Origin of the sequence: Tardiphaga alba (assembly GCF_018279705.1) — a bacterium.
Lineage (GTDB): Bacteria > Pseudomonadota > Alphaproteobacteria > Rhizobiales > Xanthobacteraceae > Tardiphaga > Tardiphaga alba.
Genome location: NZ_CP036498.1, coordinates 906225 through 931231, shown reverse-complemented (window position 1 = coordinate 931231; position 25007 = coordinate 906225). Strand labels below are relative to the sequence as shown.

The following is a 25007-nucleotide window of genomic DNA, read 5'->3' as shown; positions in this document are numbered from 1 at the left end:
CCCTTCACGCCAGCGCCTCCGCTTCGCTTGCCTGCAACAGCGCTTGCGAGACGTCGTGGCAATGACCGGCATAGGCCACAGAGGTGCGGAACGCATCGTCGCGGGGCGCCGACGCATCGATATGGCACTCAGCATGAACGCGGCCGGGGCGCGACGTCATGACGACCACGCGCTGTGATAGATAGACGGCTTCGTAGACCGAATGCGTCACGAAGACGACGGTCGTGCCGAGCTGGCGCCACAGCGCCAGCAGATCATTGTTGAGCCTGAAGCGCGTGATCTCATCAAGGGCGGCAAAGGGCTCATCGAGCAAGAGCACGTCCGGCGACGTCACCAGCGCACGCGCGAGCGACACCCGCATCTTCATGCCACCGGAGAGCTCGCGTGGATAGGCATCGGCGAAATCGGCAAGACCGACCTGCGCCAGCGCATCCATCACGCGCGGCGTCGATTCGGCATCAGCCATATGCGCAAGCTTGAGCGGCAGCCGCACATTCTCGCGCACCGTCGTCCAGGGCATCAAGGTCGGCTCCTGGAACACGAAGCCGATGCCATGGCGTGACGCACGCGCAGGCACATCGACGCTGCCGGACGATGGCGCGGCCAGCCCCGCGATCAGCCGCAACGCCGTGGACTTGCCGCAGCCGGAGGCGCCGAGCAGCGACACGAATTCGCCCTTGCTTATATCGAGATCGAGCGGGCCGAGCGCGCGGGTGCCGTTCTCATAGGTCTTCGTCACGCCGCGCAGACGTATCGCAACCTCGTCCTGAGACGACACCGACACCATCCGCTACTTCTTCGGCCGGAGATCGATGCCGACGCCCTTGTTCACGAACTGCAGCGTATAGGCCTTGCGGAAATCGATATCGCGCTTGACCACGCCGGCACGCGACATCTTGTCGAAGAAGCTCGCCGCGCGCTCGTCGCTCATGGCGCCGATGCCGTTTTTCAGCGCATCGCCGGAATCGACGATCCCCTTGTCGCGCATCGTGGCGGTGGAATAGGCCAGCAGTTCGTCCGTCATTTCCGGATTGAGCTTCTTGATCATGGCATTGGCGGCTTTGTTGTCGCCGTAGAGATAGTTGTACCAGCCGATGATGGAGGCATCGACGAAGCGCTGCACCAGATCGGGCGATTTCTCCACCGTCTCGCGCCGCGCCTCGATCAGCGTCGAATAGCCGTTGAGTCCGTAATCCGCGAGCAGGATCACATTGGGTTTGAAGCCGGCCTGCTTCTCGATCAGGAAGGGCTCCGACGTGACATAGCCCTGCATGGCGCTGTTCTTATCTACAATGAAGGGCTGCGCATTGTAGTTGTAGGGCTTTACTTTGGACTCGCTGAAGCCGAATTCCAGCTTCATCCACTGGAAGTATCCGACGATGCCTTCCTTGGAGACGAACAGCGTCTTCGACTTGAGGTCTTCCAGCTTGGTCACCTTCGGATCGGGATGGGTGACGAAGACCTGCGGGTCCTTCTGAAACATCGCCGCGATGGCGATGACCGGCACATTGTTGGCCACCGCATCGAAGGATTGCAGCGTATTCGCGCTCATGAAGAAATCGAGCTTGCCGGAGATCAGCAGGATGCGGTTGTTCACATTGGGGCCGCCCGGCACGATGGTAACGTCGAGGCCGTAATTCTTGTAGGTGCCATCGACCACAGCCTGAAAGAAGCCGCCATGCTCGGCCTCGGCAACCCAGTTGGTGCCGAAACTGACCTTATCGAGCTTGCTCTGCGCAAAAGCTGACAGCGAGGCCATCATCGCTGCACCAATGGTTAACGCGCGCAGCAGGGGCAACCGACCCATATTGGACTCCATGACGTGTTGTACCCCATGATAGAAAGCAATCACGGGACTGACTACCCGCCAACTTTTAAAGAAATGCAGATGACCTCTTTTATGCCGCACCGTGACTGGACCGCCATTCACTGGCCCGACATCGCAAAAGGCGATCCGTCGTCATGGATCGCGGTACTGCCGCTGGCGGCGACGGAGCAGCATGGGCCGCATCTGCCGCTCGCCACGGACGTGATGATCGCCGAGGCCTATCTCGCCGAGGTGCGCAAGCTGCTGCCGGCCGAGATTCCGGCAACGTTTCTGCCGGTACAGCCGGTCGGCATCTCCACCGAGCATCTCTCCTTCCCGGGCACACTCACACTGCCGACCGAGATCGCGCTGCAAAGCTGGACAGCGATCGGCGAAAGCATCGCGCGCGCCGGCATCTCCAAGCTCGTGATGGTGACGAGCCATGGCGGCAACAGCGCGGCGATGATGCTGGCGGCACAGGACCTGCGCGCCGAATACGGCATGCTGGTCGCGACCACGAGCTGGTCGCGCTTCGGTGTGCCGGACGGATTGTTCAGCGACGAGGAAATCCGTCACGGCATTCATGGCGGCGCTGTCGAGACGTCGATCATGCTGGCGCGCTATCCGCAGTATGTGCGCAAGGACAAGATCGCGAATTTCGTGCCATCGACGATTGCGATGGAGAAGACATATCGCAGGCTGTCGGCGAGCAGGCCCGCGCCGTTCGCGTGGCAGGCGGAGGATCTACATGCATCCGGCGCGATCGGCGACGCGACACAGGCGACAGCGGAAAAGGGTGAAGCGTTGTTGAAGCACGGTGCAGCCGCGTTCTGCGAATTGCTGGACGACATGCACCGCTTCGACGTGGCGGTGTTCGATCGCGAGCCGGATGCCGGCGCGTAAACCCTCCGCTGTCATTGCGAGCGCAGCGAAGCAATCCAGAAGCCAAGTGAAGAAAGACTGGATTGCTTCGTCGCTTCGCTCCTCGCAATGACGGAGAATGTTTCATCCACGACACAATCCTGAAACCAAATAGTTCGAACCGTCCTCGAACCGGCCTTCGACATCATCCGACTGATGGACATGCAAGCCAATGATGGTTGCACCCCAACAGGATGGAGTTTCTCATGTCGATCAAGTCCAAGATTGCCGCCGTTGCCCTCGTTGCCATGACCGCTGCTGGCGCCATGGCCACGTCCACCCAGCAGGCCCAGGCCAAGGGCCCGGGCATCGGCTTCGGCATCGCCGCCGGCCTCGCCGGTGCAGCCATCGTCGGCTCGGCGGTTGCCGCCAACAATTACGGCTATGGTTATGGCTACGGCTATCGCTGCGGCTGGACCCGCCAGTACGACGTCTACGGCAATTACATGGGCCGCGTTCGTACCTGCAACTACTGATCCGGCACTGATCGTCTGAAGTGGAGTTGCGTCCGGCACGGGCGCCTCATCCACCCCGTGCCTGACCTCGAACCCGCCCGGCTGTCCCCCGGGCGGGTTCTCTTTTTGTTATGTCGCCGTCATAAAGCAGTGTCAGAACACGGCCCGCGTCCTGACATCCGTCAAGGCGCGATGTATCAAACGAGTGCGGCACTGTGGCGCGAACGCTTCGGCGAATCGCCCGGTTCTGTGGAATATCAGGCGGCCGTTGTCGGCGATGAGTAAGGATACCGCTGCGTGACGCGCCCGAGCCTTTTGCAATCCGCCATGAAACGCGCTTTTGCCGGCGCTGCGCTCGGCGTGCTGGCGTTCGACGGTATTGCCGTAGCTTCAGACCTGCCCGTGAAAGCACGGCTTGCCCCGGCCTATGACTGGAGCGGCTTCTATCTCGGCGCCCATGTGGGCTATGGCGGCGCGCAGCTGGGCGCAAACAGCAACCCGCTGCCGGCACAGGGCGTGTTTCTGCCGCCGACATCGACCGGGATCATCGGTGGTTATCAGGGCGGCTACAGCAGGCAGTTCAACAACAATCTCGTACTCGGCCTTGAAGTCGATGCGACCTTCATCAGCCCGGCCGACACCGCGCGTATCGGCAATGAGCCGTACCACACCACATTCGACTACTTCGCCACCGCGCGCGGCCGTGTCGGCTACGCCATGGGAACGTGGTTGCCTTATGCGACGGTGGGTTTTGCCTGGGGCAAGACCAAGCTGAACGTGCTGGATGCCGACGGTAATATTTTCTCCACCGCGCAGAAGGACCATGTCGGCTGGACCGTCGGCGCCGGTGTCGAGACCGCGATCGGCGGCAATTGGACTGCCAAACTCGAATACAACTATATCGACCTGTCGCGGCAGACCTACGGTCTCACCGCGTTCGGCCTGCCCAATGTCGATGTCGATCCGAAGATTCACGCCGTCAAGCTCGGCATGAATTATCGCTTCAACGACATGCCATCCTGGATGCCGGCGACACCGATCGCGCGCCGGGTGACACTGCCCGAGCCAACCGACTGGAATGTACACGTCCAGACGACCCTGATCGGTTCGGGCTATCCGAGCTTCCGCTCGCCCTATGAAGGCGCCAATAGCTTGCAGGGCAGCAAGCAATTCCGCGAGACCTTCACCACCACGGCCTTTCTCGGCTGGCGGCTGTGGGACGGCGGTGAGTTCTATTTCAATCCCGAATTGGCCCAGGGTTTTGGCTTCAACGGCACGCTCGGCGTGGCCGGCTTCCCCAATGGCGAAGCGCAGAAGGCTGGCGGCAGCTATCCGAAAATCCGCCCGCAGCGCTACATGTTCCGCCAGACCTTCGGCCTTGGCGGCGAACAGGAAGACGTGCCGGACGCGCCCAACCAGCTCGCCGGCAAGCGCGACGTGGATCGCATCACCCTCACTGTCGGCCGCTTCTCGGTGGGCGATTTCTTCGACGGCAATGCTTACGCGAAAGACCCGCGCGCCGACTTCATGAACTGGGCGATGTGGGCCTCGGCCGCCTATGACTTCCCGGCCGACCTGCCCGGCTTCACCCGCGGCGGCGTGCTGGAGTTGAACCGCAAGGACTGGGCGTTGCGCGCCGGCGTCTTCCAGGTGCCCTCGCAGCCGAACAGCGACATCCTCACCTTCAAGAGTGGCGGTGCCGTTGTCGAATTCGAGGAGCGGCACCAGATTTTCGACCGGCCGGGCAAGGTGCGCGTCGGCGCGTTCATCAATCGCGGCAATACCGGCAGCTATCGCGGCGCGCTGGCGATTGCGGCCACCGATCCGCTGCTTGAGATCAATGACGTGATGGCTTCGATCCGCCGGCCGCGCGACAAGTATGGCTTCTACCTCAATGGCGAACAGGAAATCGCCGACGAGATCGGCCTGTTCGGCCGCGCCAGCTGGAACGACGGACAGAACGAGATCCTGTCCTTCACCGATATCGACCGCAGCATGTCCGGCGGCCTGTCGATCAAGGGCGGACGCTGGGGCCGCGCAGCCGACACGATCGGCATCGGCGGCGCCATCAACGGCTTGTCAGCCGCGCATCGCGACTTCCTCGCCGCTGGCGGCAATGGATTGCTGATCGGCGACGGGCGGCTGAACTACGGCACCGAGCGGATCCTCGAGACGTTTTATGCCTATGCGATCGACAAGAATTTTACGTTCACGGCGGATTACCAGCTGATCGTGAACCCCGCCTACAATGCGGACCGCGGGCCGGTGTCGATTTTTTCGGGACGGTTGCACGGGGAGTTCTAAGGCGCGCGCTTCTTTCTTAACCTCTCCCCGCTCTTGCGCGGGGAGAGGTCGACGCTCGCATGCGAAGCATGTGAGCGTCGGGTGAGGGGCATGGCACAAGGCCTGCGCCAAACTCACCGCCATCGAAGCGAAGAATATCTCGGGACGCTCCGCGTCAGCCGCATCGGAGAGATCCGATGGACTGAGTGAGAGAAGGACGCGTGCCATGCCCCTCACCCGCCCGGCTTCGCTACGCTACGCCGGACGACCTCTCCCCGTAAAGTGTTCAGCCCGGAGACATAGCTGACACCTGTTCGGAGACATGACTGACACTTTTGCGGCGGGTCAAGTCGATGGTTGCGACCTGCCTGCTGCCAAAGAAAACGCCGTATTGGCCATCGATACCGCTCGGGCGGATGGCCAAATGTTCGCCGCGGAAAGCGCGTGGCACGCGCCATGGCTGCCCCTTGAAGCTGATCGAGGCGCCGCGCTGGGTCGATACGCTGCGGACGATGTCGCCCGGGGCGTAGACAATGTCTGCGAGCCGCTCAGGCATCGATCGCAGCGATGGCCGGCACGGCCATGCCCAAGGCCTCATGCGGGCGCTCCAGATTGTAGACGCTGCGCCATGTATCGAAGGCCCGCTGCAATTCGGTGAAGCCGTTGAAGCGACGCACGGCCAGCACTTCGGCCTTCAGCGTGCGATGGAAGCGCTCGTTCTTGCCGCGGCTCTGCGGATGCAGCGGCCGCGCATAGATCACCTCGACGCCGAGCTTGAGCAGCCAGACCCGCAAGCCGGTCCAGCGCGATTGCGAACTGTCGCCCCAGGGCGGGCCGTTATCGACGAACAATGCGTCGGGCAGTCCGTAGCGACGGAAGGTCTGCGTCAGCTGCTCCTGCACGGTCATGCGCTGCTGGTTACTGCAGGCGGCAAGACGCAGGGCATAGCGCGAGTGATCGTCGATCATGGTGAGCGGGTGGCACGGCGTGCCGTCGGCCAGCGGGATATGGCCCTTGAAATCCATCTGCCACAGCGCATTCGGGGTGTCCTTCTCGAAGCGCGTGAACGGCTGCCCCGGACCGTTCGGCGGCACGATGATGCGGCCATGGCGCTGCAGGATCGCATGTACAGTGGAAGCCGCCGGCGGCACGAGGCCGTCGCGGCTCAGGCAATGGACAATCTTGCGTGCGCCCCAGGCCGGATGGGCATCGCGAATGGCGAGCACCTGCCCCTCGATCGCTGCCGCACTGCGCCGCGGGCTGGCATGTGGCCGGCGCGAGCGATCGGCAAGCTCCGCATCGCCGCCGACATGCCGCGCCAACCATTTGTAGCCGACGTCGGGACTGATGCCGAACCGCCGACACAACTCCCGCCGGTTCGCACCGTCCTGCAGCGCCAGCCGCACGAACTCCAACCTCTGATCCATTACCGACACCTCGCACCACGGCATGGAAGCCTCCCAAAAAGGAACTTCCACCCAATATGGATGTGTCAGCTATGTCTCCGAACACCTGTCAGTGATCTGTCCGGGCTGAACATAAAGAACGGGGAGAGGTTAAGAACTACGCCGCGCCCCTCACATCCGCCGGCTGAAACGACTCCGCTTGGGCCATCGCCCAGGCCTCGCGAAAGCGCTTGTCGTTGGTGCCGTGGATCAGCTCGTTCTCATGCAGCTGTGGATAGAGCTGGGTGAACGACATCACGTCATTGTCCGGCGAGCGATGCGAAAAATGCATCGCGCGGATCTGCTGCGGATGTTCGAGACCGGCGGCGGCGATCAGCTCCGCCAGCGCATGCAACGTCGCCTCGTGGAAATTCAGCACGCGATCGGTCTTCTGTGGCACGGCCAGCGCACGCGCACGCGTCGGATCCTGCGTCGCCACGCCGGTTGGGCAACGATCGGTATGGCAGCTCAGCGACTGGATGCAGCCGAGTGCGAACATGAAGCCGCGCGCCGAATTCACCCAGTCGGCACCAAGCGCCATGGCACGGGCGATGTCGAAAGCGGTGGCGATCTTGCCGGAGGCGCCGAGCTTGATGCGGTCGCGCGCGCCGATGCCGATCAGCGCATTGTGCACGAAGTTGACGCCTTCGCGCATCGGCATGCCGAGGTGGTCCATGAATTCCAGCGGCGCAGCGCCGGTACCGCCTTCATTGCCGTCCACCACGATGAAATCCGGATAGATGCCAGTCTGCAGCATCGCCTTGCAGATCGCCAGAAACTCCCAGGGATGGCCGATGCACAGTTTGAAGCCGGTCGGCTTGCCACCAGACAGGCGGCGCATCTTGTCGATGAACTGCATCATCTCGATCGGAGTCGAGAACGCCTTGTGATAGGGCGGCGAGATACAATCCTCGCCCATCGCCACGCCGCGGATACGTGAAATCTCTTCCGACACTTTCGCCGCCGGCAGCACGCCGCCATGACCGGGCTTGGCGCCCTGGCTGACCTTGAGCTCGATCATCTTGATCTGGTCGAGCGCGGCGCGTGCGGCAAACTTGTCGGGATCGAACTCACCCGCGAGCGTGCGGCAGCCGAAATAACCAGAGCCGATCTCCCAGATCAGGTCGCCACCTTCCTGTTCGTGATAGGGGCTGACGCCGCCCTCGCCGGTATCATGCGCAAAATTGCCGCGCTTGGCGCCGGCATTGAGCGCACGGATCGCGTTCTGGCTGAGCGCACCAAAGCTCATGGCGGAAATGTTGAGCACCGAAGCGGAGTAAGGCCGCAGGCAATCCGGGCCACCGATGGTGATGCGAAAGTGCTCAGTGGCATGTGGCTTCGGGGCGACCGAATGGTTCATCCACTCATAGCCCTCTTCATAGACGTTTTTCTGGGTGCCGAACGGGCGCTTGTCGAGCACCATCTTCGCGCGCTGATACACGACGGCACGCGTATCGCGGCTGAAAGGCATGCCGTCCTTCTCGCTCTCAAAGAAATATTGCCGCATCTCCGGGCGGATTTCTTCGAGCAGGAAGCGGATATGTGCGGCGATCGGATAATTGCGTAGGACCGCATGATCCTTCTGGAAGAGATCATGGAAGCCGAGCGCGGCAAGACAGCCGAAGATCGTCGCCGGGATGATCACCAGATGGATCAGCCTGTGGTCCCAGATGCCCATCCCGATCAGAAACAGGGTGGCCACGCTGCAGATCGTCAACACGATGTAGCGTGGCGTGAACGGTAGCATCACGGTTTGCATGGACCTGCTCGCAAGTGGTGGGCGTTCAGCCTTACGAATTTCGGATGACGGCCAGATCACAGATCGGGCGCCAGACGCCTGCAGCCTAGCGCATCCGGCTCACCGAAGTCTTGCCGTGCCGCGAAATGACAAAACCCGCGCCGGAGCGCGGGTTTTGCAATGCGATGGACCGTGTGCCGGAGCTTAGCGCTCGACAAACGCCTTCTCGATCACGAAGTGGCCGGGCTTGTTGCCGCTGCCTTCGAGGAAATCGCGCTTCTCGAACATGTTCTTGAGATCCTCGAGCATCGCCGGGCTGCCGCACAGCATGATGCGGTCGGTCGCAATGTCGAGCGGACCCTGGCCGAGATCCTTGAAGATCTGACCGGACTCGATGAGGTCGGTGATGCGGCCGCGGTTGCGGAAGGGCTCGCGGGTCACCGTCGGATAGTAGGTGAACTTGTCCTTCATCAGCTCGCCGAACAGCTCGTCCTTCTGCAGCCGCTCGACCAGGCGCTCGCCATAGGCCAGTTCGGAGACCTGACGGCAGCCATGGACCAGCACGACCTGCTCGTACTGGTCATAGACTTCGGGGTCCTTGATGAGGCTGGCAAACGGCGCGAGGCCGGTGCCGGTGGACAGCATCAGCAGGCGCTTGCCCGGCAGCAGGCTGTCGGTAACCAGCGTGCCGACGGCCTTGCGGGCGACGAGGATGGTGTCGCCTTCCTTGATCTTCTGCAGGCGCGAGGTTAGCGGGCCATCCGGCACCTTAATCGAGAAGAATTCGAGTTCTTCCTCGTGGTTGGCACTGGCCATGGAATAGGCGCGCAGCAGCGGCTTGCCATCGACTTCGAGGCCGATCATGGCGAACTGGCCGTTCTGGAAACGAAACGAGGTGTCGCGCGTGGCGCGGAAGGAGAAAAGCGTGTCGGTCCAATGCTGGACGGAGGTCACGGTTTCGCGGTGAAAGGCGCTCATGGGATATGATTTTCCGGTGCGGGCTTAGCTTAGAACGATTACATTCCGGGCCGCGTCAGATGCTGAGAAACCCTTGCGGCGATTAGCTAAATTGGTTTCTCGCAGATGCGAATGACATCTATTCAAAGATGCCTTGAAGTGCAATTGCGGATTGACTGAGGCGGGTCACAAATTTGCAAATCAGGTTACCGGCCGGCAAGGGCCAAATTTGATCCAGGACATTTAATTTCTCTAAACCTTCATTTTTAGACCTAACCTTGCCGACAACCGGCTGCGCGACCTGCTGGATTGGCCGCTCTCGTTCCGGTAATTTCCGTCACCTTCGGGAGTCGCGTGAAGCGGCTTCCTCGTTCAATCACCGGCGCCAGGCCTCATGACCCCCATTCGCGCCATCCGGGCCGGCAAGCCGGCCTATTACCCCGACCAGACGATCTATGCGGAATATGCCGCAGGCGCGTTGGGGCTGGGCTTTGCCGAACTCGACGGCGGCACCGGGCTGATCTTCGAAGTCACCGGCGCCGGCAGGCGCGCGGCGTTCGGCGCCGGGCGCGGCTCGTTCTTCCCGCAGAACACTGCGACGGCAGCGACGCTGGCCAATGACAAGCACTTGGCCAATGTGCTGATGGCCCGCGCCGGCATCGCGACATTGCGCGGCGACTATTTCTTCCTGCATGACCGACACCGTGCCCATCGCGCACCCGGCCATGAGCGTGCGGATGCGCTGGCGCTGTTTCGCAGCCTGGGCGGCACAGCTTTCGCCAAGCCGCTGAACGGCTCGCGCGGCGACTTCGCGCAAGTGGTGACCGGCGAGAGTGCCCTCGCCGCCTATCTCGATCAGGTCGCCGCACACTACGATGCAGTGATCATCCAGCGCGTCGTGACCGGCCAGGAATATCGCCTCTTCGTCCTCGACGAGGAGGTCGTCTACAGCGCCCGAAAGCAGCCGCCCTTCGTCACCGGCGACGGCAAGCACGCGCTTCGCGACTTGCTGTCGGCGCAGGAGATTGCGTTGAGCCAGCATGGCATCTCGTCTGCAGCGGTCGAACAACCGGACCCTGTACGCGATACAGTGCTCGCAGAAGGCACATGTTTCGAACTCACCGGCCGCATGAATCGCAGCGCTGGCGGAACGATGGAATTTGCCGAGCCGGCCAATGCGGACCGTGCGTTTACGGCGGCACGCGGTGCCTTGAAAGCGCTCGGCCTGCGTGCCGGCGCGATCGACCTGTTCACCGATGTGGATGGCGATGCCTCGGCATTGCGCGTCATCGAGGTCAATGCCAATCCCTCGATCCGCTTCCTTGAAGACTCCGGTCGTGACGATCTCATCCTGCGCATCTGGCGCCACACCTTCACATCGCTGGGCCTGATCGATGTTTAACCTGCCCAAATACGGCACCGGCGGCATCGGCCTCGCGCGACTCGCGCTATTGCTAGATGCGCTGTGCATCGATCGCACGCGCCTGCAGCAGCATTCGCTCGTGATCACCGGCTCCAACGGCAAAGGCTCCACCGCCGCCTTCTGCGCAAGTATCGGTCGCGCCTTCGGCCTGCGCACCGGGCTCTTCACCTCGCCGCATCTCTATCGCTTCAACGAGCGCTTCCAGATCGACGGCGAGCCTGTCGATGACGAATTGCTCGAAGCCCTCGTGCTGCGTGTCGCCACCGCCATCACCGATCTCGACCATCACGGCGTCACCGAGACCTTTGGCGCCTTCGAGGCGCAGTTCGCGCTGGCCTGCCTGTATTTCCAGGAGATGGGCTGCGATCTCGCCGTGTTCGAGGCCGGCATCGGCGGTCGCTATGATCCCGTGCGCCTGATCGGCGCCACGCTGACTTGCGTGACCTCCGTCGATCTTGAGCACACGGCTTTGCTCGGCAATTCGCTGGCGTTGATCGCCTCCGACAAGAGCGACGCCTGCGCCAGCCATGGCACGGTGATCTATGGCGAGAACTGCCTGCCGCTGCGCGCGCATCTCGCCGAATACAATCGTAACCGTCACGTGGCCGGGTTGCATGTAGGCGACGGCATCGCCATCAGCAGCGTAGTGACTTCGCGCAAGGCGCAGAATTTCAACTGCCGCGTCGGCGAAACGAAATTGCGCGGGCTGGAGATCACGTTGCATGGCGAATTTCAGCTCAACAATGCGGCCATCGCCGCAGCGCTGTTCCTGTTGTGGATGCGGCGCATGCATCCCGACGCCGACGCGACGCGGATCGATCATGCCATCCGCGCCGGCTTGCGCGAGACCAGATGGGCGGGCCGCCTCGAGGTGATCCAGCGCGATCCGCTCACGGTGATCGATGTCGGCCATACGCCCGACGGCGTGATGCAGGCGCTGCGCGGACTGCATGCGGTCCACGGCAAAGACGACTGGCTGCTGGTGCTCGGCGTTTCCGCCGACAAGAATATCGACGAAATCGCGCAACATCTGGCGCCGCATTTCGGCGTAATCGTCTGCACCCGCGCCTATCACAAGGGTGCCGATGCACGCCTGGTCGGCGGCGGCGCGCGAAAGGCGCATGCCACCGCGCGCATCCATGTCGCCAATGCGATGGAGGATGCGGTCAAGCTCAGCCAGCAACTGGCGCGCACGGTACCGCGCAAGGTCTATGTCGCCGGCGGACTTTTCGTGGCGATCGAATATGCAACGGTGCTGCGCGGTGGGAAGGCGGAAGACCTTCAGTTCTTCTGACCGCATTGCCCATTGCGCCCATGCCGCGTAGCCTGCCGCCCAACCAACAACAACAACGGGAGGCACGCCATGACCGACACCATCAATCATCAGGTTCTACTGGTCGAAAAGCCCGCGGGCAAGCTCGGCCCCGAACATTTCAAACTGATCGACGGCCCCATGCCCGCGCCGAAGGACGGCGAAGCGCTGCTGCGCGTGCGCTACATTTCGCTCGATGCCGCCAATCGCGCCTGGATGCATGGCGCGACCTACCGTTCGGCCGTGGAGGCCAATAGCGTGATGGCCGGCGGCGGCATCGCCGAAGTGGTGTCATCGCATTCGGATGCGCTGAAGCCCGGCGATATCGTGTTCGGCGACACCGGCTGGCAGAATTACGCCGCCGTGCCGGTAAAGCACCTCACGAAAATGCCGCGCATGGAGCCGCTGACGCACCTGCTGTCGATCTACGGCATCGCCGGCCTCACCGCCTATTTCGGGCTGCTGGATGTGGGCAAGCCGAAGCAAGGCGAGACAGTCGTCGTCTCTGCGGCTGCAGGCTCTGTCGGCTCTATCGTCGGCCAGATCGCCAAGCTCAAAGGCTGCCGCGTGGTCGGCATCGCCGGCGGCGCCGACAAGTGCCAGTGGCTGACCTCCGAACTCGGTTTCGATGCCGCCGTGGATTACAAGGACGGCGCGGTGTTCAAGGCGCTGAAGGCTGCCGCCCCTGACGGCATCGACGTCTATTTCGACAATGTCGGCGGCGATATCCTCGAAGCCGTATTGCCGCAAATGAACCTCAACGGCCGCATCGCCTGCTGCGGCGCCATCTCGCAATATGACGGCGCGCCCTCCGCCACCGGCCCGCGCGGCGTGCCAGGCCTGATCGTGGTGAAGCGCCTCACCATGCAGGGCTTCATCGTCATGGACTACATGAAGCAACGCGACCAGGCGCTCAGCGACCTGCAAAGCTGGGTGTCGTCCGGCAAGATCAAGGTGCTGGAAGATGTGATCAACGGCATAGAGAACACACCGCAGGCGCTGATCGGATTGCTGGCGGGAGAAAATCGCGGGAAGCGGATGGTGAAGGTGTAGTTCGTCTCTTCTCCCTCCCCCCAGCGGCGAAGCCGCGCAGTGGGGAGGGTGGATCGAACGCTCTAGCGAAGCTTGCTTCGCGCGGGCGTTCGAGACGGGTGGGGTGTTTCCGCAAGCGCAGCCAGCACGTGGGGATAGACCCCACCCCCGCCTATCGGCGGACCCTCCCCATTCGCTTCGCTCCGGGGAGGGAAAAGCCCCCTCAATAATCCTTCAGCAATCGCTCGATGTAATCGAGCTCCAGCTGCGGACGCGTGGTGTCGCCGAGGCGGCGGCGCAATTCCTCCAAAATCCTCCGCACGCGCTGCACGTCGATTTCACCGGGAATCTTCACCGAAAAATCGTCGTTGAGTTCGCGGCCACGCAGCGGGCGACCGAGCGGATCGCTGTTGCGGGCGGCGCCCTGCTGGCGGCCGGGATTGTTGCCGGGGCCGTCCTGGCCTTCGCCTTCGCCGGGCTGCATCTGCTGGGCGAGGCTCTGCGCGCCCTTGCGCAGCGCGTCGAGCGCACGGCCCTGCGAGCCCACCGCGCCATCGGCATCGCCGTCGCCGAGCTGACCACCGGCATCGCCCATGGCGCCATCGGCATCGCCGAGTCCGTCGCCATCATCGCCGTCCTGATCACCGCCCTGCCCGGGCTGGCCCTGCTGTCCCTGACCTTGCTGGCCCTGTTGCCCCTGCTGGCCTTTCTGCCCCTTCTGTCCCTGGCCCATGCCCTGGCGCGCCAGTTGCTCCTGCAGCTTCTTGAGCCGCTCGCGCAGGTTCTGCTGATCCTGCTGCAGGTCGCCCATATTCTTGTCGCCCTGCTGGCCACGACGGCGCTCGCCGCGCTGATCCTGGCCTTCCTTGAAGGTCTTGTCGCGGAGCTGCTGCTGCTTGCGGATCATGTCGTTGAGTTCGTTCATCGACTGCTGCATCTCGTCGTCGCCGCCCTGGCCGGGCTGCGCCATCTGCAGGTTCTCCAGCATCTGCTGCATCTGTTCGAGCAGTTGCTTGGCGGCGTCCTTGTCGCCGGAGCGCGACAGCCGCTCCATGCGTTCGATCATGTTGTTGAGATCCTGCTGCCGCATCACCTTGCTGTTCTTGTCGAGCGGGCGCGCGAGCTGCTGCGGATTCTGCTTCATCTGCTCGGCGAGCTGCTTGAGGAACTTGTCCAGCGCCGCGCGCAGGTTCTCGGTGAGCTTCTTGATCTCCTCGTCGCTGGCGCCGCGTTCCAGCGCCTGCTTCAGCGCGTCCTGCGCCGCCTTCAGCGCTTTGTCCACATCGGTGATGTCGCCGTCCTCAATGGTGACCGCGAGGGACCACAGGCTGGCGACGACCTCCTTCAAGGCATTGTCGGTGCGGGCACGCTGCGCTTGCGTCAGCACGCTGCGCAGGCCGAGATAATGACCGGCGTCGGGCGTAAAGGCTTCCGGCGCAATCATCAGCGCTTCCAGCGCGAAGACGACCTGGTCCTTGTAGTTGGCATCGAGCGCGAGATTGCGGCGCTGTTCGATCAGCGCACGCGGCAGCGGTTTTGTGAACAGGCGCTCGGGCAAGCGCGTGTCGATCGCTTCGCTCTTGCCTTCATTGCCGGCCTCGTCCTTGGCGGTGAGGGTCAGCGTGACATTGGCGCCGGCATAGGGATCTTCGGAGAGATCCTTCACCGTCTGGCCGACGCCGTTGCGCGTGCGCGCATTCGGCAGCACCAGCGCGAAGGACGGCGGATCGAACAGCGGGCGCGGCTTGACCTTGCCGTCACCGGGCTTTGCGGCGAATTGCGCATGGGCTTCGGTGACGCCGTAATCGTCCTCAAGCTTGTAGGCCAGCAGCAGCGAGCCGCGCGCCTGACGCTCCGGATCCTTGGCGAGCGAGATCGTCGGCGCGCGATCGCCGGTGGCGGTGAATTTCCACACCGGCTGCCCCGTGGGTGCGCGCACCTGCGCGCTGCCGTCGCCCGAGATCGTGTAGTGCCGCTCATTGGTGCCGGCCGGCGCATCGCCCGCAGGCGCGACCTCGGCGACACCGCCCGTAAGCGCCACATCGAGCGCACCGCCACTGGACCGCACAATCAATGTCGAGCCCGACGGCACCGCCATGGCGGCGGCGTCGGTGGCATCCTTGTTGGCGGCAGAGAGAATGATCGGCGGCTTCGCCGTATAGGGCGGCGGATTGACCCAGGCATCAACGCGGACATTGGAGGGCGTGACGATGCCCTTCCAGTCGAACGCCGCCATGATGCGCGCACCGCGCTCGCCACCGGCGGCGAACCAGGTGGCGACCAGCAGCACGACGACCAGCGCCCGCAGCGCCCAGGGGTCATGCAGCGGCAGGCGGGGGGATGGCAGGCCCGCGCGGATGCGCTTCAGCGACGCCAGCGTGCGCTCACGCTGCGCCAGCCACAGCGCGCGGGCGAGCGGGTCCTGCGACGACAGTGTATCGGTGAGCGCGGTGGCCGGGCGATGGCGGACGCCGGAGCCGTGGTCGAGCCGGGCGAGGCCTTCCTCGCGGGTCGGCCAGCGGAAACGGATGAAGGGGACGAGTGTCGCAATCAGCGCGATGACGAATAGCGCAAGGCCGATGGTGCGCGGGATCGGCGACAGCACCAGCCACAGCCCGGCCCATGAGGCGACGAGGAACAGGCCCACGACGGAGAGCACACGCGCGAGCGACGGCCAGGCGCGCTCCCAGCCGATCGACCAGCGTGCACGTTGCAGTGCCTGCGCGAGCTGGAGCTGCGCGGTAGACTGCGCGTCAGGTGGGGTCTCTTGTCGGTTCTCTTGGCGGGGTGGCGTGGCGCTCAACGACGATCTCCGCGGTTTCCGAACGACACCCTAGCACGGCGGCGGCAATGAGGCATGTGCGGCGGGGCGCGAAATCACATGCAAGGGCAAGGCCGGAGCAGCGGGGAACCGGTGCGAGGTCACGATGGCGTGAGGGAGCAGTGGCCTCCCTCCCCGGAGCGAAGCGAATGGGGAGGGTCCGCCGACAGGCGGGGGTGGGGACTATCCCCACGGTACAATCCGGGTAGATTCCCGACAGATTAGACCGGGATGATGGTCGACAGGTCAGATTGCATCGGAGGGAGGACCGCCGATGCCTTTCGTGGAGACCTGTCGTATGGAAGAACGCGTTCGGATGCTGTCGGATTACGCCAGCGGGAACTGGAGCGTGACGGAGTTGTGCCGTCGCTACGGCATTGGCCGGGACACGTTTTACGAATGGCGCAGACGCCGCGATAGCGGGGTGGGCGACTGGTTTGTCGATCGCTCACATGCGCCGTTGCAGTGTCCGCATCGGACCGATCCGGCACGGGTCGAGAGCATCGTGGCCCTGCGCCGGCGATTTCCGCATCTGGGGCCGCGCAAGCTTCTGGCGATACTGGAGCGTCGCCATCCGGAACAGGCGTGGCCGGCAGCCTCGACGATCGGCGACCTGCTGAAGCAGGCCGGATTGATCGCACCGGTCAGGCGACGCCGGCGCCCGCTCGATCAACAACGGCCGTTCACTGCCGTCCATGTGGCCAACGACGAATGGGCGATCGACTTCAAAGGCTGGTTCCGCACCGGTGACGGCACGCGGGTCGATCCACTCACGCTGACCGACAGCGCGAGCCGCTATCTGCTTGGTGTGCAGATCGTGCCGATGACGATCGACGGCACGCGCCAGGCATTGACCGCGGTGTTCCAGCGCCATGGTCTGCCCCTGGCGATCCGCAGCGACAATGGCGCGCCGTTCGGCTCCAACGGCGCGGGTGGACTGACCCGGCTGTCGGCGTGGTGGCTCAAACTCGGCATTGTGCCGCACTTCGTGCATCCGGCCTCGCCGCAGGAAAACGGTCGCCACGAACGCATGCATCGCACATTGAAGCGGCAGACGTCCCGACCACCGGCCGCCACTGCGGCAGAGCAGCAGGCCCGGTTCGACGCCTTCAGGGCGCACTACAATGACGAGCGACCGCACGAGGCGATCGGTCAGGTCCCTCCGGCCGATCTTTACACGGCATCGACGCGACGGATGCCGGATCGTCTCGAGGATCCCTGGTATGACGCCGATCACGAGATCCGGCGGATCCGCAGCAGCGGCGAGATCATCTGGCACAAGCAGCCCGTTTTTATCAGCCTGGCGCTGGTGGGGGAGCTGGTCGGCATCGCCGAGCTCGAAACCGGCGACCATATCGTGCGCTTCTGCGACTACGATATCGGGCTGATCGACCGGCTGCGTGTCTTCCGTAGATTCGGTCCGCCACGCGAGAATGCGTACCGCCCGCCTGACCCGGAACCAAGCCAAAAACTGTCGACCATCATCCCGGTCCAAAGTGTCGATTATCATCCCGGTTGAACACACGGAAGGACGGAGTTTGGGGAAGCACCCCACCCGTCTGGCCTTCGGCCAGCCACCCTCCCCACCGCGCGGCTGCGCCGCCTGGGGGAGGGAAAAGTGGAGCGCCTCCGCTAAGCGCTCACAACCAGGGCGCGGCTTTATCCATCGCGATCAGGTCCTCGACCTCGATCCTTGGCCGTACCACCGCATATTGATCGTCCTTCACCAGCACTTCTGGCACTAAAGCGCGGGTGTTGTAGGTGCAGGCCTGCACCGCGCCATAGGCGCCGGCGGTCATGATGGCGACGAGGTCGCCAGACTTCAGATCCGGCAGCTTGCGATCCAGAGCGAGATAGTCGCCGGTCTCACAGACCGGGCCGACCACATCCACCGCGGCCAGCTTCGCCCCCGCCGGCGTTTCCGCCACCGGGAGGATCTCGTGATACGCCTCGTACAAAGTCGGGCGGATCAAGTCGTTCATGGCAGCGTCGATGATAACAAACGTCTTGCCGTCGCCATGCTTCACATGGATGACGCGCGCGACCAGAATGCCGGCATTGCCGACGATCATGCGGCCCGGCTCGAACATCAGCGTGGCGCCGAGATTGTGGGTGACGCGCTTGACCATGGCCGCATAGGCCGACGGCTCCGGCGGCACGGCGCGGTCTTCATAGTAGGGAATGCCGAGACCGCCGCCGAAATCGGCGTGATCGATGCTGTGGCCGTCGCCGCGCAGCACGGTGACGAAATCGGCGAGAATGCGGAACGCCTGCTCCATCGGCGCGAGATCGGTGATCTGGCTGCCGATATGCATATCGACGCCGGTGACCTGGATTCCCGGCAGCTTGGCCGCACGCGCATAGACTTCGCGTGCCTTGCTGATGGGAATGCCGAACTTGTTTTCGGACTTGCCCGTCGAAATTTTTGCATGCGTGCCGGAATCGACGTCCGGGTTCACGCGGATCGAGATGCGCGCGGTACGGCCCATCTCGGTCGCGAGCTTCGACAGAAGATCGAGCTCGGGCTCGGATTCGATGTTGATGCAGAGAATGTCTTCGTTCAGGGCAAGACGCAGCTCGGCTTCGGTCTTGCCGACACCGGAAAACACGATCTTGTTGGCGGGAATACCAGCCGCGCGAGCGCGCTTCAGTTCGCCGCCCGACACCACATCGGCGCCCGCGCCAAGCTTCGCCAGCGTGGCCAGCACCGACTGGTTGGAATTCGCCTTCATGGCGTAGCAGACCAGCGCCTTGGTATCGGCGAAGGCCTCCGCGAACACCTTGTAGTGCCGCTCCAGCGTGGCGGTGGAGTAGCAATAAAACGGGGTGCCGACGGCCTCGGCCATTTCGGCAATATCGACGCCTTCGGCGTGCAGCACGCCGTTCCGATAGTCAAAATGGCGCATGGCGCTTAGTCCAGCAACGGATCGAGGACGAATGACCGCTTGCGACCGCGCGCGGCTCGCACTTCGTCCGGCTCGTTGGACGAGGTCAGCGCGCTGCCTTTGTTCGCCGCCGAATTCATATCGGGATCATTCGCGGGCGCCGCGGTGCCCATCGGCGCGCTAGCTGCCTGCGGCGGCAGGTCGAGACCACCTTTACGGCCACAGGCGCCGAGCGCCAGCGCGCTCGCGGTCAGAACGATAAGGGCCCAAGGTGCGCGAGGCGCGAATACCGGGCGGGTCGAACGTGTCACAGCGGAATCCCCAAATGCTGACGCACCATACAAAGTATGCCGGGCCGTGGCGAGACCCACGGCCCCTCGAAGGTGGCCCTTAGTGTGTCCCTTGGGCCACGTTCAGCGCGATTTCTTGTCTTTTTCCAGACGCTTGAGCCAGGCCTTGGCCTGTGCCGTGACATTCTTCGGCGCAGTGCCGCCATAGCTGACGCGGCTCTTCACCGAGGATTCCACCGACAGGACCTTCATCACCTCACCGGTGATCTTCGGTTCCACCGCCTGCATCTCAGCAAGATCGAGCTCATGCAAGGCAACGCCCTTCTTGGTGGCCACGCCGACGATGCGGCCGGTGACGTGATGGGCGTCACGGAACGGCATTTTCAGCGTCCGCACCAGCCAGTCGGCCAGATCGGTGGCCGTGGCATAGCCCTCGCCGGCGGCCGCCTTCATGGCGGCCTCGTTCGGCACGAGGTCACGGACCATGCCGGCAATGGCACGGATCGAAAGCGAAAGCGCCGTATAGGCCTCCATGGCGCCGGCTTTGTCCTCCTGCATGTCCTTCTGATAGGCCAGCGGCAGGCCCTTCATGACGATCAGCAGGCCATTGAGCGAGCCGATGACGCGGCCGGTCTTGGCGCGGACCAGTTCGGCGGCGTCCGGATTGCGCTTCTGCGGCATGATCGAGGAGCCGGTGGTGAACTTGTCCGAGAGACGGACGAGGCCGACCAGCGGCGAGGTCCAGATCACGATTTCCTCGGCAAAACGCGACAGATGCACGGCCGCGATGGAGGCCGCGGACAGCGTCTCCAGCACGAAATCGCGATCCGACACGGCATCGAGCGAATTGTTCATCGGGCTGTCGAAGCCGAGCGCCTTCGCCGTGGCATGGCGGTCGATCGGGAACGAGGTGCCGGCCAGCGCGGCCGAACCGAGTGGGCTTTCATTCAGGCGCTTTCGCGCGTCGGCAAAACGGCCGCGGTCGCGCGCCACCATTTCCACATAAGCCAGCAGATGATGGCCGAAGGTCACCGGCTGCGCGGTCTGCAGATGGGTGAAGCCGGGCATCACCGTATCTGCATGTTCCAGCGCGCGGTCCACCAGCGCCCGCTGCAGCGATGCGAAGGCGGTGTCCAGCTCATCGATGGTGTCGCGGACGAACAGGCGGAAATCCGTCGCCACCTGGTCGTTGCGCGAACGGGCGGTGTGCAGCCGGCCGGAGGCCGGGCCGATCAGCTCGCCCAGGCGGCTCTCGACATTCATATGGATGTCTTCGAGCGCGCGCTTGAACGTGAACTTGCCGCCCTCGATCTCTGACAGGATCGTGTCTAGACCGGCGGCGATATCTTTCGCATCTTTCGCGGTGATGATGCCCTGTTTGGCAAGCATCGCTGCGTGGGCCTTGGAAGCGGTAATATCCTGGGCATACAGAGCGCGATCGACGTCGATGGAGACGTTGATTTCCTCCATGATCGCGTCGGGGCTGTCGGAGAACAATCCGCCCCACATCTTGTTGCTGTTGGACGTTTTGCTGCCGGACTTGCTGACCTTGCGTGAAGCCATGAAATATCACTCATCCTGTTGCGGGCCGGCCCAGTCGGACCGGATGATCGCGCGCGATCTGCCGCATGTCATTTGCGCCCTTGCATAGCCATAACCGAGACCGAATGACAGACCCCACACCCGATCCGAAGCCTGCTTCCTCAGCTCCCCGCCCCAGCAAACGCCGCGTGATCGTGCTTGGTGCGGTGCTGGTCGGTGTCATGATCGGCTACGCTGTCGTGGCGCGGCTGGACGGTCTGTGGCGCGCCCCGGCGGGCGATCCGACCTGTATGCCTGCGGTGGAAACCGCGAAGCGGCTGGAGCCGCTGATCCGCGGCGAAGTGGCCGGGCTGACCATTGCCAAGACGCCGCTGAAGCTGCCGGACCTCGCATTCAAGGATGCCGAGGGCCAGCCAATCAAGCTCTCCGACTGGCGCGGCCGCACGGTGCTGCTGAATCTGTGGGCCACGTGGTGCGTCCCCTGCCGCAAGGAGATGCCGGCGCTGAACGAACTGGAGCAGAAGCTCGGCGGCTCCGACTTCCAGGTGGTGGCGATCAATATCGATACCCGTGACGCCGAGAAGCCGAAGGCCTTTTTGAAGGACGGCAATCTCACGCGGCTCGACTACTTCACGGATGCATCGGCCAAGGTGTTTCAGGACCTGAAGGGTGTCGGCCGCGCGCTGGGCATGCCGACTTCGGTGCTGATCGACGCCAAAGGCTGCGAGATCGCCACCATCGCCGGCCCCGCCGAATGGGCCAGCGAGGATGCGATCAAGCTGATCAAGGCCACAGTGACGCCGAAGGCAGCCGGGCTGTAGTTCGCAGCCCCTGCGACACACCGCCGCCGTTCCCGGCCGCGAAATCTCCCTGCATCGTGTCGGACCAATGCGTGCGCATTCGTCTTGAAGACGCGACATGCATGTCAGGGAGAGGACGACCGATGCCCTATATCGACGGATTTCTGATCGCGGTTCCGAAGAAGAACGTGGACGCCTATCGCAAGATCTCGCGCAAGGCCGGCGAGATCTGGCGTGAATTCGGCGCGCTCGATTATCGCGAGGCTGTCGCCGACGACGTGCAGGTCGGCAAGGTGACGTCATTCCCGCGTGCGGTGAAGATGAAGCCCGACGAGACCGTGATCTTCGCCTACATCCTCTACAAATCGCGAAAAGACCGCGACCGCATCAACAAGAAGGTGATGGCCGATCCGCGGCTGGCCAAGATGATGACGCCGGATGCGATGCCGTTCGACGGCAAGCGCATGATCTTCGGCGGGTTCAAGACGATCGTGGATGTGTGAGACGCGCTTTGCGCCTCACCATAGCAGCAGGAGTGGCGCGCTTACGCCGCCACGTCCACCTTGCCGCCGACGCCGGCGCCGAGATTGGCCTGCGACGGCGCGCCTTCGAGCAGGGTCAGCACGGTCGAACGCTCCATATCGGCGTTCTGCTTGATGACCGAGGTTGCGATCTGCTGCTGCGTCGAGGCCTGCTTCATGGCCATTACGCTGGCGACCAGAGCCATATCCATCTGCAAAACTCCAACATGTGCTGATGGCGGTATAGCGGTGCGGGGTTAACGAAAGCTGAGTCTAGCCAGCCCCCGCCCGGAATGCCGCCCCCAATATCCGCAGCGCACTACGGGCGCGGGCATCGGTGAGGCTGGAATGCAGCATGACCTCGGCATCCTGCAATTTGGGCAAACCGAGGCGCGGGCCGAGATCGATGCTGCCGGCGGGCGCGACGCGGCGGATCAAGGCACCGATCGCGAGACCGGCGGAGATCGCCGCGCCAATGGTGGCGACGCCACCACCGGTAAAGGCCTCGGTCCACGGGATGCCCGCACCATCGAGGGCCGCAATCGCCGCTGCACGTACCGAACATGGCGCGGATTGGGCCGCGAGCCGCAGTGGCTCGCCGGGCGTGTGGTGGAAATCCGGCGCGCCCATCCAGCCGAACGGCTCCTCCATCAGGAGCTCGCCATCGCCGCGGCGCTTGTCGATCCGCAGCACGATGGCGGCATCGAGCTCGCCAGCGTCGTAGCCGGCGAGCATGACCCGGGATGTATCGATCCGCAGCTCGATGACAAGCGACGGATCGGTGGCCGCCATCCGCTTCAGCACATCGGCCAGATCGGGGCCGACCAGATGATGGCTGATGCCCACCACCAGCCGCCTGCGCTCGGCCGCGAATGAGCCAATGGCCGACTGATGGGCGGCGACGAGATTGCGCGCCGAGCCAAGGAAGGCGGCGCCCTCAGCGGACAGCCGCACCAATCGCGGTGTCCGCTCCAGCAGTCGCTTGCCGAGCCCGCTTTCCAGCCGCTTGATCTTGAGGCTGATGGCCGACTGGGTGCTCCCCATGGCCTCGGCGGCGCGGGTGAAGCTGGTGAGATCGGCCACCAGGACGAAGGCCTGGACGGCCTCGATATCGAGCGCTTTCATCGGCAATCATTTCAAAACGACATCATTGAAATATTATTTCATATCGTTTTCCAATGATCAATGGAGCGCTACATCTCCAGTGTCGGAATTGATCGACAGGAGACCACCATGCCGCTGATCCGTATTTCGTTGAAAAAGGGCACTTCGCCCGCCCACCGCACCGCCATCGCCGATGGCGTCTATGAGGCGCTGCGCGAGACCTTCAACGTCCCGGAGAACGATCGCTTCGTCACCATCCACGAGCATGGCGACGGCGACTTCATCTATGACCCCACTTACATGAACATTCAGCGCAGCGACGGGCTAGTGATCATCCAGGCCACCGTCAGCAACACCCGCGACCGCGCGCAAAAGCAGGCGCTCTACAAGCGGATTGTCGAGAAGCTGGCGAAGGATCCGGGCGTACGGCCGGAGGATGTGTTCATCAATCTGATCGAGGTGCTGCCGGAGAACTGGTCGTTCGGAAACGGCATCGCGCAGTATGTGAAATGATCACGCTGCGCGAGATGGTCATCGCGCAGCTCTGCGGCATTGGCATGGGCGTGGCGACCATCGTGGCGATGGTGCCGGGCGTCGTGCAGGCAATGCGCGCACTGTGGCCGTAGGGCGGATTAGGCGAAGCCGTAATCCGCCGCGGAGTTTCAGCTACGAGCTCGGCCGGCGGATTACGCTACGCCAATCCGCCCTACGCCTCGGCGCTTAGCGCGTCGGGACCGGCTTTTCGCCGCGATAATCATAGAAACCGCGCTGGGTCTTGCGGCCGAGCCAACCGGCTTCGACATATTTCACCAGCAGCGGGCACGGACGATACTTGGAGTCCGCGAGGCCCTCATGCAGCACCTGCATGATCGAGAGGCAGGTATCGAGGCCGATGAAGTCGGCGAGTTCGAGCGGGCCCATCGGATGATGCGCGCCGAGCTTCATCGCCATGTCGATGGCCTCGACGTTGCCGACGCCTTCATACAACGTGTAGATCGCCTCGTTGATCATCGGCAGCAAAATGCGGTTGACGATGAAGGCCGGGAAATCCTCGGAGACGGCGATCTGCTTGCCGAGTTTGCTGACGAACTCCTTCGATGAATCGAAAGTCGCGTCATCGGTGGCAATGCCGCGGATCAGTTCTACCAGTTCCATCACCGGCACCGGATTCATGAAGTGAATGCCGATGAATTTTTCCGGACGATCGGTGGAGGCCGCCAGGCGGGTGATCGAGATCGACGAGGTGTTGGAAGCGACGATCGTCTCCGGCTTCAGCACCGCGCAGAGATCCTGGAAGATCTTGCGCTTGGTCTCTTCCTTCTCGACCGCGGACTCGATCACGAGATCGCAGCTGCCGAGTTCTTCCAGCGTATCCACCAGCGAGATGCGCTCCAGCGCACTCTTCTTGGCGTCTTCGGTGATCAGCTTCTTGGAGACCTGACGGGTCAGGTTGCCGGTGATGGTGGCCATCGCGGACTTCAGGCGATCGGCCGAGACGTCGTTCAGTACCACGTCGAAGCCGCCCAATGCCGCCACATGCGCGATGCCGTTGCCCATCTGGCCCGAGCCGATCACGCCGACTTTCTTGATCATAACCGCCATCTTGTCCGTATCTGAGGAACCTGCTCGCCACGCACATCGCGGCGGGAAGCGACCATCATGCCATAAAAA

The 25007-nt window shown here is 63.4% G+C and carries 21 protein-coding genes and 1 pseudogene; 10 read left to right on the top strand and 12 right to left on the bottom strand.

The window, feature by feature from the left end:
* Window positions 1-4 precede the first annotated feature (4 nt).
* Together RPMA_RS04405 and RPMA_RS04400 are read right to left on the bottom strand one after the other, a co-directional pair.
* Window positions 5-778, bottom strand: coding sequence for an ABC transporter ATP-binding protein (locus tag RPMA_RS04405; RefSeq protein WP_249225550.1), 774 nt, complete (start codon window positions 776-778; stop codon window positions 5-7).
* Between the two features lie 12 nt (window positions 779-790).
* Window positions 791-1807, bottom strand: coding sequence for an ABC transporter substrate-binding protein (locus tag RPMA_RS04400; protein WP_211911705.1), 1017 nt, complete (start codon window positions 1805-1807; stop codon window positions 791-793).
* Window positions 1808-1888: 81 nt separating this feature from the next.
* Here RPMA_RS04400 and RPMA_RS04395 point away from each other — a divergent pair, with 81 nt between their 5' ends.
* The 3 genes from RPMA_RS04395 (at window position 1889) to RPMA_RS04385 (ending at window position 5487) form a co-directional block, all read left to right on the top strand.
* A complete protein-coding gene (locus RPMA_RS04395) occupies window positions 1889-2710 on the top strand; it encodes a creatininase family protein (RefSeq protein WP_211911704.1) in 822 nt (273 codons plus the stop codon).
* A 224-nt stretch (window positions 2711-2934) separates the two neighbouring features.
* Complete coding sequence (locus RPMA_RS04390; RefSeq protein WP_211911703.1) at window positions 2935-3204, top strand: hypothetical protein; 270 nt, start codon at window positions 2935-2937, stop codon at window positions 3202-3204.
* Window positions 3205-3510: 306 nt separating this feature from the next.
* Window positions 3511-5487: a carbohydrate porin gene (locus tag RPMA_RS04385; protein ID WP_211911702.1), complete on the top strand. Its 1977-nt coding sequence runs from the start codon at window positions 3511-3513 to the stop codon at window positions 5485-5487.
* A 265-nt stretch (window positions 5488-5752) separates the two neighbouring features.
* On the opposite strand, the pseudogene RPMA_RS04380 reads toward RPMA_RS04385, so the two are convergent.
* The 3 genes and pseudogenes from RPMA_RS04380 to RPMA_RS04370 form a co-directional block, all read right to left on the bottom strand.
* Window positions 5753-6917 (bottom strand): annotated as a pseudogene (locus RPMA_RS04380) (IS481 family transposase).
* A 112-nt stretch (window positions 6918-7029) separates the two neighbouring features.
* A complete protein-coding gene (locus tag RPMA_RS04375) occupies window positions 7030-8670 on the bottom strand; it encodes an FMN-binding glutamate synthase family protein (RefSeq protein WP_211911701.1) in 1641 nt (546 codons plus the stop codon).
* A 183-nt stretch (window positions 8671-8853) separates the two neighbouring features.
* Window positions 8854-9627 carry a ferredoxin--NADP reductase gene (locus tag RPMA_RS04370; protein ID WP_211911700.1) on the bottom strand — a complete coding sequence of 258 codons (774 nt, stop codon included), beginning with the start codon at window positions 9625-9627 and terminating at the stop codon, window positions 8854-8856.
* A 373-nt stretch (window positions 9628-10000) separates the two neighbouring features.
* Here RPMA_RS04370 and RPMA_RS04365 point away from each other — a divergent pair, with 373 nt between their 5' ends.
* The 3 genes from RPMA_RS04365 (at window position 10001) to RPMA_RS04355 (ending at window position 13394) form a co-directional block, all read left to right on the top strand.
* The gene (locus RPMA_RS04365) at window positions 10001-11008 is read left to right on the top strand and encodes a hypothetical protein (protein ID WP_211911699.1); all 1008 of its coding nucleotides are present in this window, start codon (window positions 10001-10003) and stop codon (window positions 11006-11008) included.
* Entirely contained in the window at window positions 11001-12323 is a 1323-nt protein-coding gene (locus tag RPMA_RS04360) for a bifunctional folylpolyglutamate synthase/dihydrofolate synthase (RefSeq protein WP_211911698.1), read from the top strand. The genes RPMA_RS04365 and RPMA_RS04360 overlap by 8 nt, the downstream gene beginning before the upstream one ends.
* Window positions 12324-12392: 69 nt before the next feature.
* Complete coding sequence (locus RPMA_RS04355) at window positions 12393-13394, top strand: NADP-dependent oxidoreductase (protein ID WP_211911697.1); 1002 nt, start codon at window positions 12393-12395, stop codon at window positions 13392-13394.
* Window positions 13395-13596: 202 nt separating this feature from the next.
* Here the strand turns inward: RPMA_RS04355 and RPMA_RS04350 are convergent, their stop codons facing one another.
* Complete coding sequence (locus RPMA_RS04350; protein WP_211911696.1) at window positions 13597-16176, bottom strand: TIGR02302 family protein; 2580 nt, start codon at window positions 16174-16176, stop codon at window positions 13597-13599.
* A gap of 334 nt (window positions 16177-16510) precedes the next feature.
* Here RPMA_RS04350 and RPMA_RS04345 point away from each other — a divergent pair, with 334 nt between their 5' ends.
* Window positions 16511-17713, top strand: coding sequence for an integrase core domain-containing protein (locus RPMA_RS04345; RefSeq protein ID WP_249225537.1), 1203 nt, complete (start codon window positions 16511-16513; stop codon window positions 17711-17713).
* 121 nt (window positions 17714-17834) lie between these two features.
* Here the strand turns inward: RPMA_RS04345 and lysA are convergent, their stop codons facing one another.
* The 3 genes from lysA to argH all read right to left on the bottom strand — a co-directional run bounded on the left by lysA (window position 17835) and on the right by argH (window position 20932).
* On the bottom strand, window positions 17835-19100 hold the full coding sequence (gene lysA / locus RPMA_RS04340; RefSeq protein WP_211911695.1) for a diaminopimelate decarboxylase: 1266 nt from the start codon (window positions 19098-19100) through the stop codon (window positions 17835-17837).
* 5 nt (window positions 19101-19105) lie between these two features.
* Window positions 19106-19390: an LPS translocon maturation chaperone LptM gene (gene lptM / locus RPMA_RS04335; RefSeq protein WP_249225549.1), complete on the bottom strand. Its 285-nt coding sequence runs from the start codon at window positions 19388-19390 to the stop codon at window positions 19106-19108.
* 102 nt (window positions 19391-19492) lie between these two features.
* The gene (gene argH / locus RPMA_RS04330) at window positions 19493-20932 is read right to left on the bottom strand and encodes an argininosuccinate lyase (protein ID WP_211911694.1); all 1440 of its coding nucleotides are present in this window, start codon (window positions 20930-20932) and stop codon (window positions 19493-19495) included.
* A 104-nt stretch (window positions 20933-21036) separates the two neighbouring features.
* Here argH and tlpA point away from each other — a divergent pair, with 104 nt between their 5' ends.
* Together tlpA and RPMA_RS04320 are read left to right on the top strand one after the other, a co-directional pair.
* Window positions 21037-21732, top strand: coding sequence for a thiol:disulfide interchange protein TlpA (tlpA, locus tag RPMA_RS04325; protein ID WP_211911693.1), 696 nt, complete (start codon window positions 21037-21039; stop codon window positions 21730-21732).
* Window positions 21733-21854: 122 nt separating this feature from the next.
* A complete protein-coding gene (locus tag RPMA_RS04320; protein WP_211911692.1) occupies window positions 21855-22214 on the top strand; it encodes a DUF1428 domain-containing protein in 360 nt (119 codons plus the stop codon).
* A 41-nt stretch (window positions 22215-22255) separates the two neighbouring features.
* On the opposite strand, the gene RPMA_RS04315 is transcribed toward RPMA_RS04320, so the two are convergent.
* Together RPMA_RS04315 and RPMA_RS04310 are read right to left on the bottom strand one after the other, a co-directional pair.
* Window positions 22256-22444: a YjfB family protein gene (locus RPMA_RS04315; protein WP_211911691.1), complete on the bottom strand. Its 189-nt coding sequence runs from the start codon at window positions 22442-22444 to the stop codon at window positions 22256-22258.
* A 61-nt stretch (window positions 22445-22505) separates the two neighbouring features.
* Window positions 22506-23357 carry a LysR family transcriptional regulator gene (locus tag RPMA_RS04310; protein WP_211911690.1) on the bottom strand — a complete coding sequence of 284 codons (852 nt, stop codon included), beginning with the start codon at window positions 23355-23357 and terminating at the stop codon, window positions 22506-22508.
* A 108-nt stretch (window positions 23358-23465) separates the two neighbouring features.
* Here RPMA_RS04310 and RPMA_RS04305 point away from each other — a divergent pair, with 108 nt between their 5' ends.
* Window positions 23466-23849, top strand: coding sequence for a tautomerase family protein (locus tag RPMA_RS04305; RefSeq protein WP_211911689.1), 384 nt, complete (start codon window positions 23466-23468; stop codon window positions 23847-23849).
* A 207-nt stretch (window positions 23850-24056) separates the two neighbouring features.
* Here the strand turns inward: RPMA_RS04305 and RPMA_RS04300 are convergent, their stop codons facing one another.
* Entirely contained in the window at window positions 24057-24938 is an 882-nt protein-coding gene (locus RPMA_RS04300) for a 3-hydroxybutyryl-CoA dehydrogenase (protein ID WP_211911688.1), read from the bottom strand.
* Window positions 24939-25007: the final 69 nt, after the last annotated feature.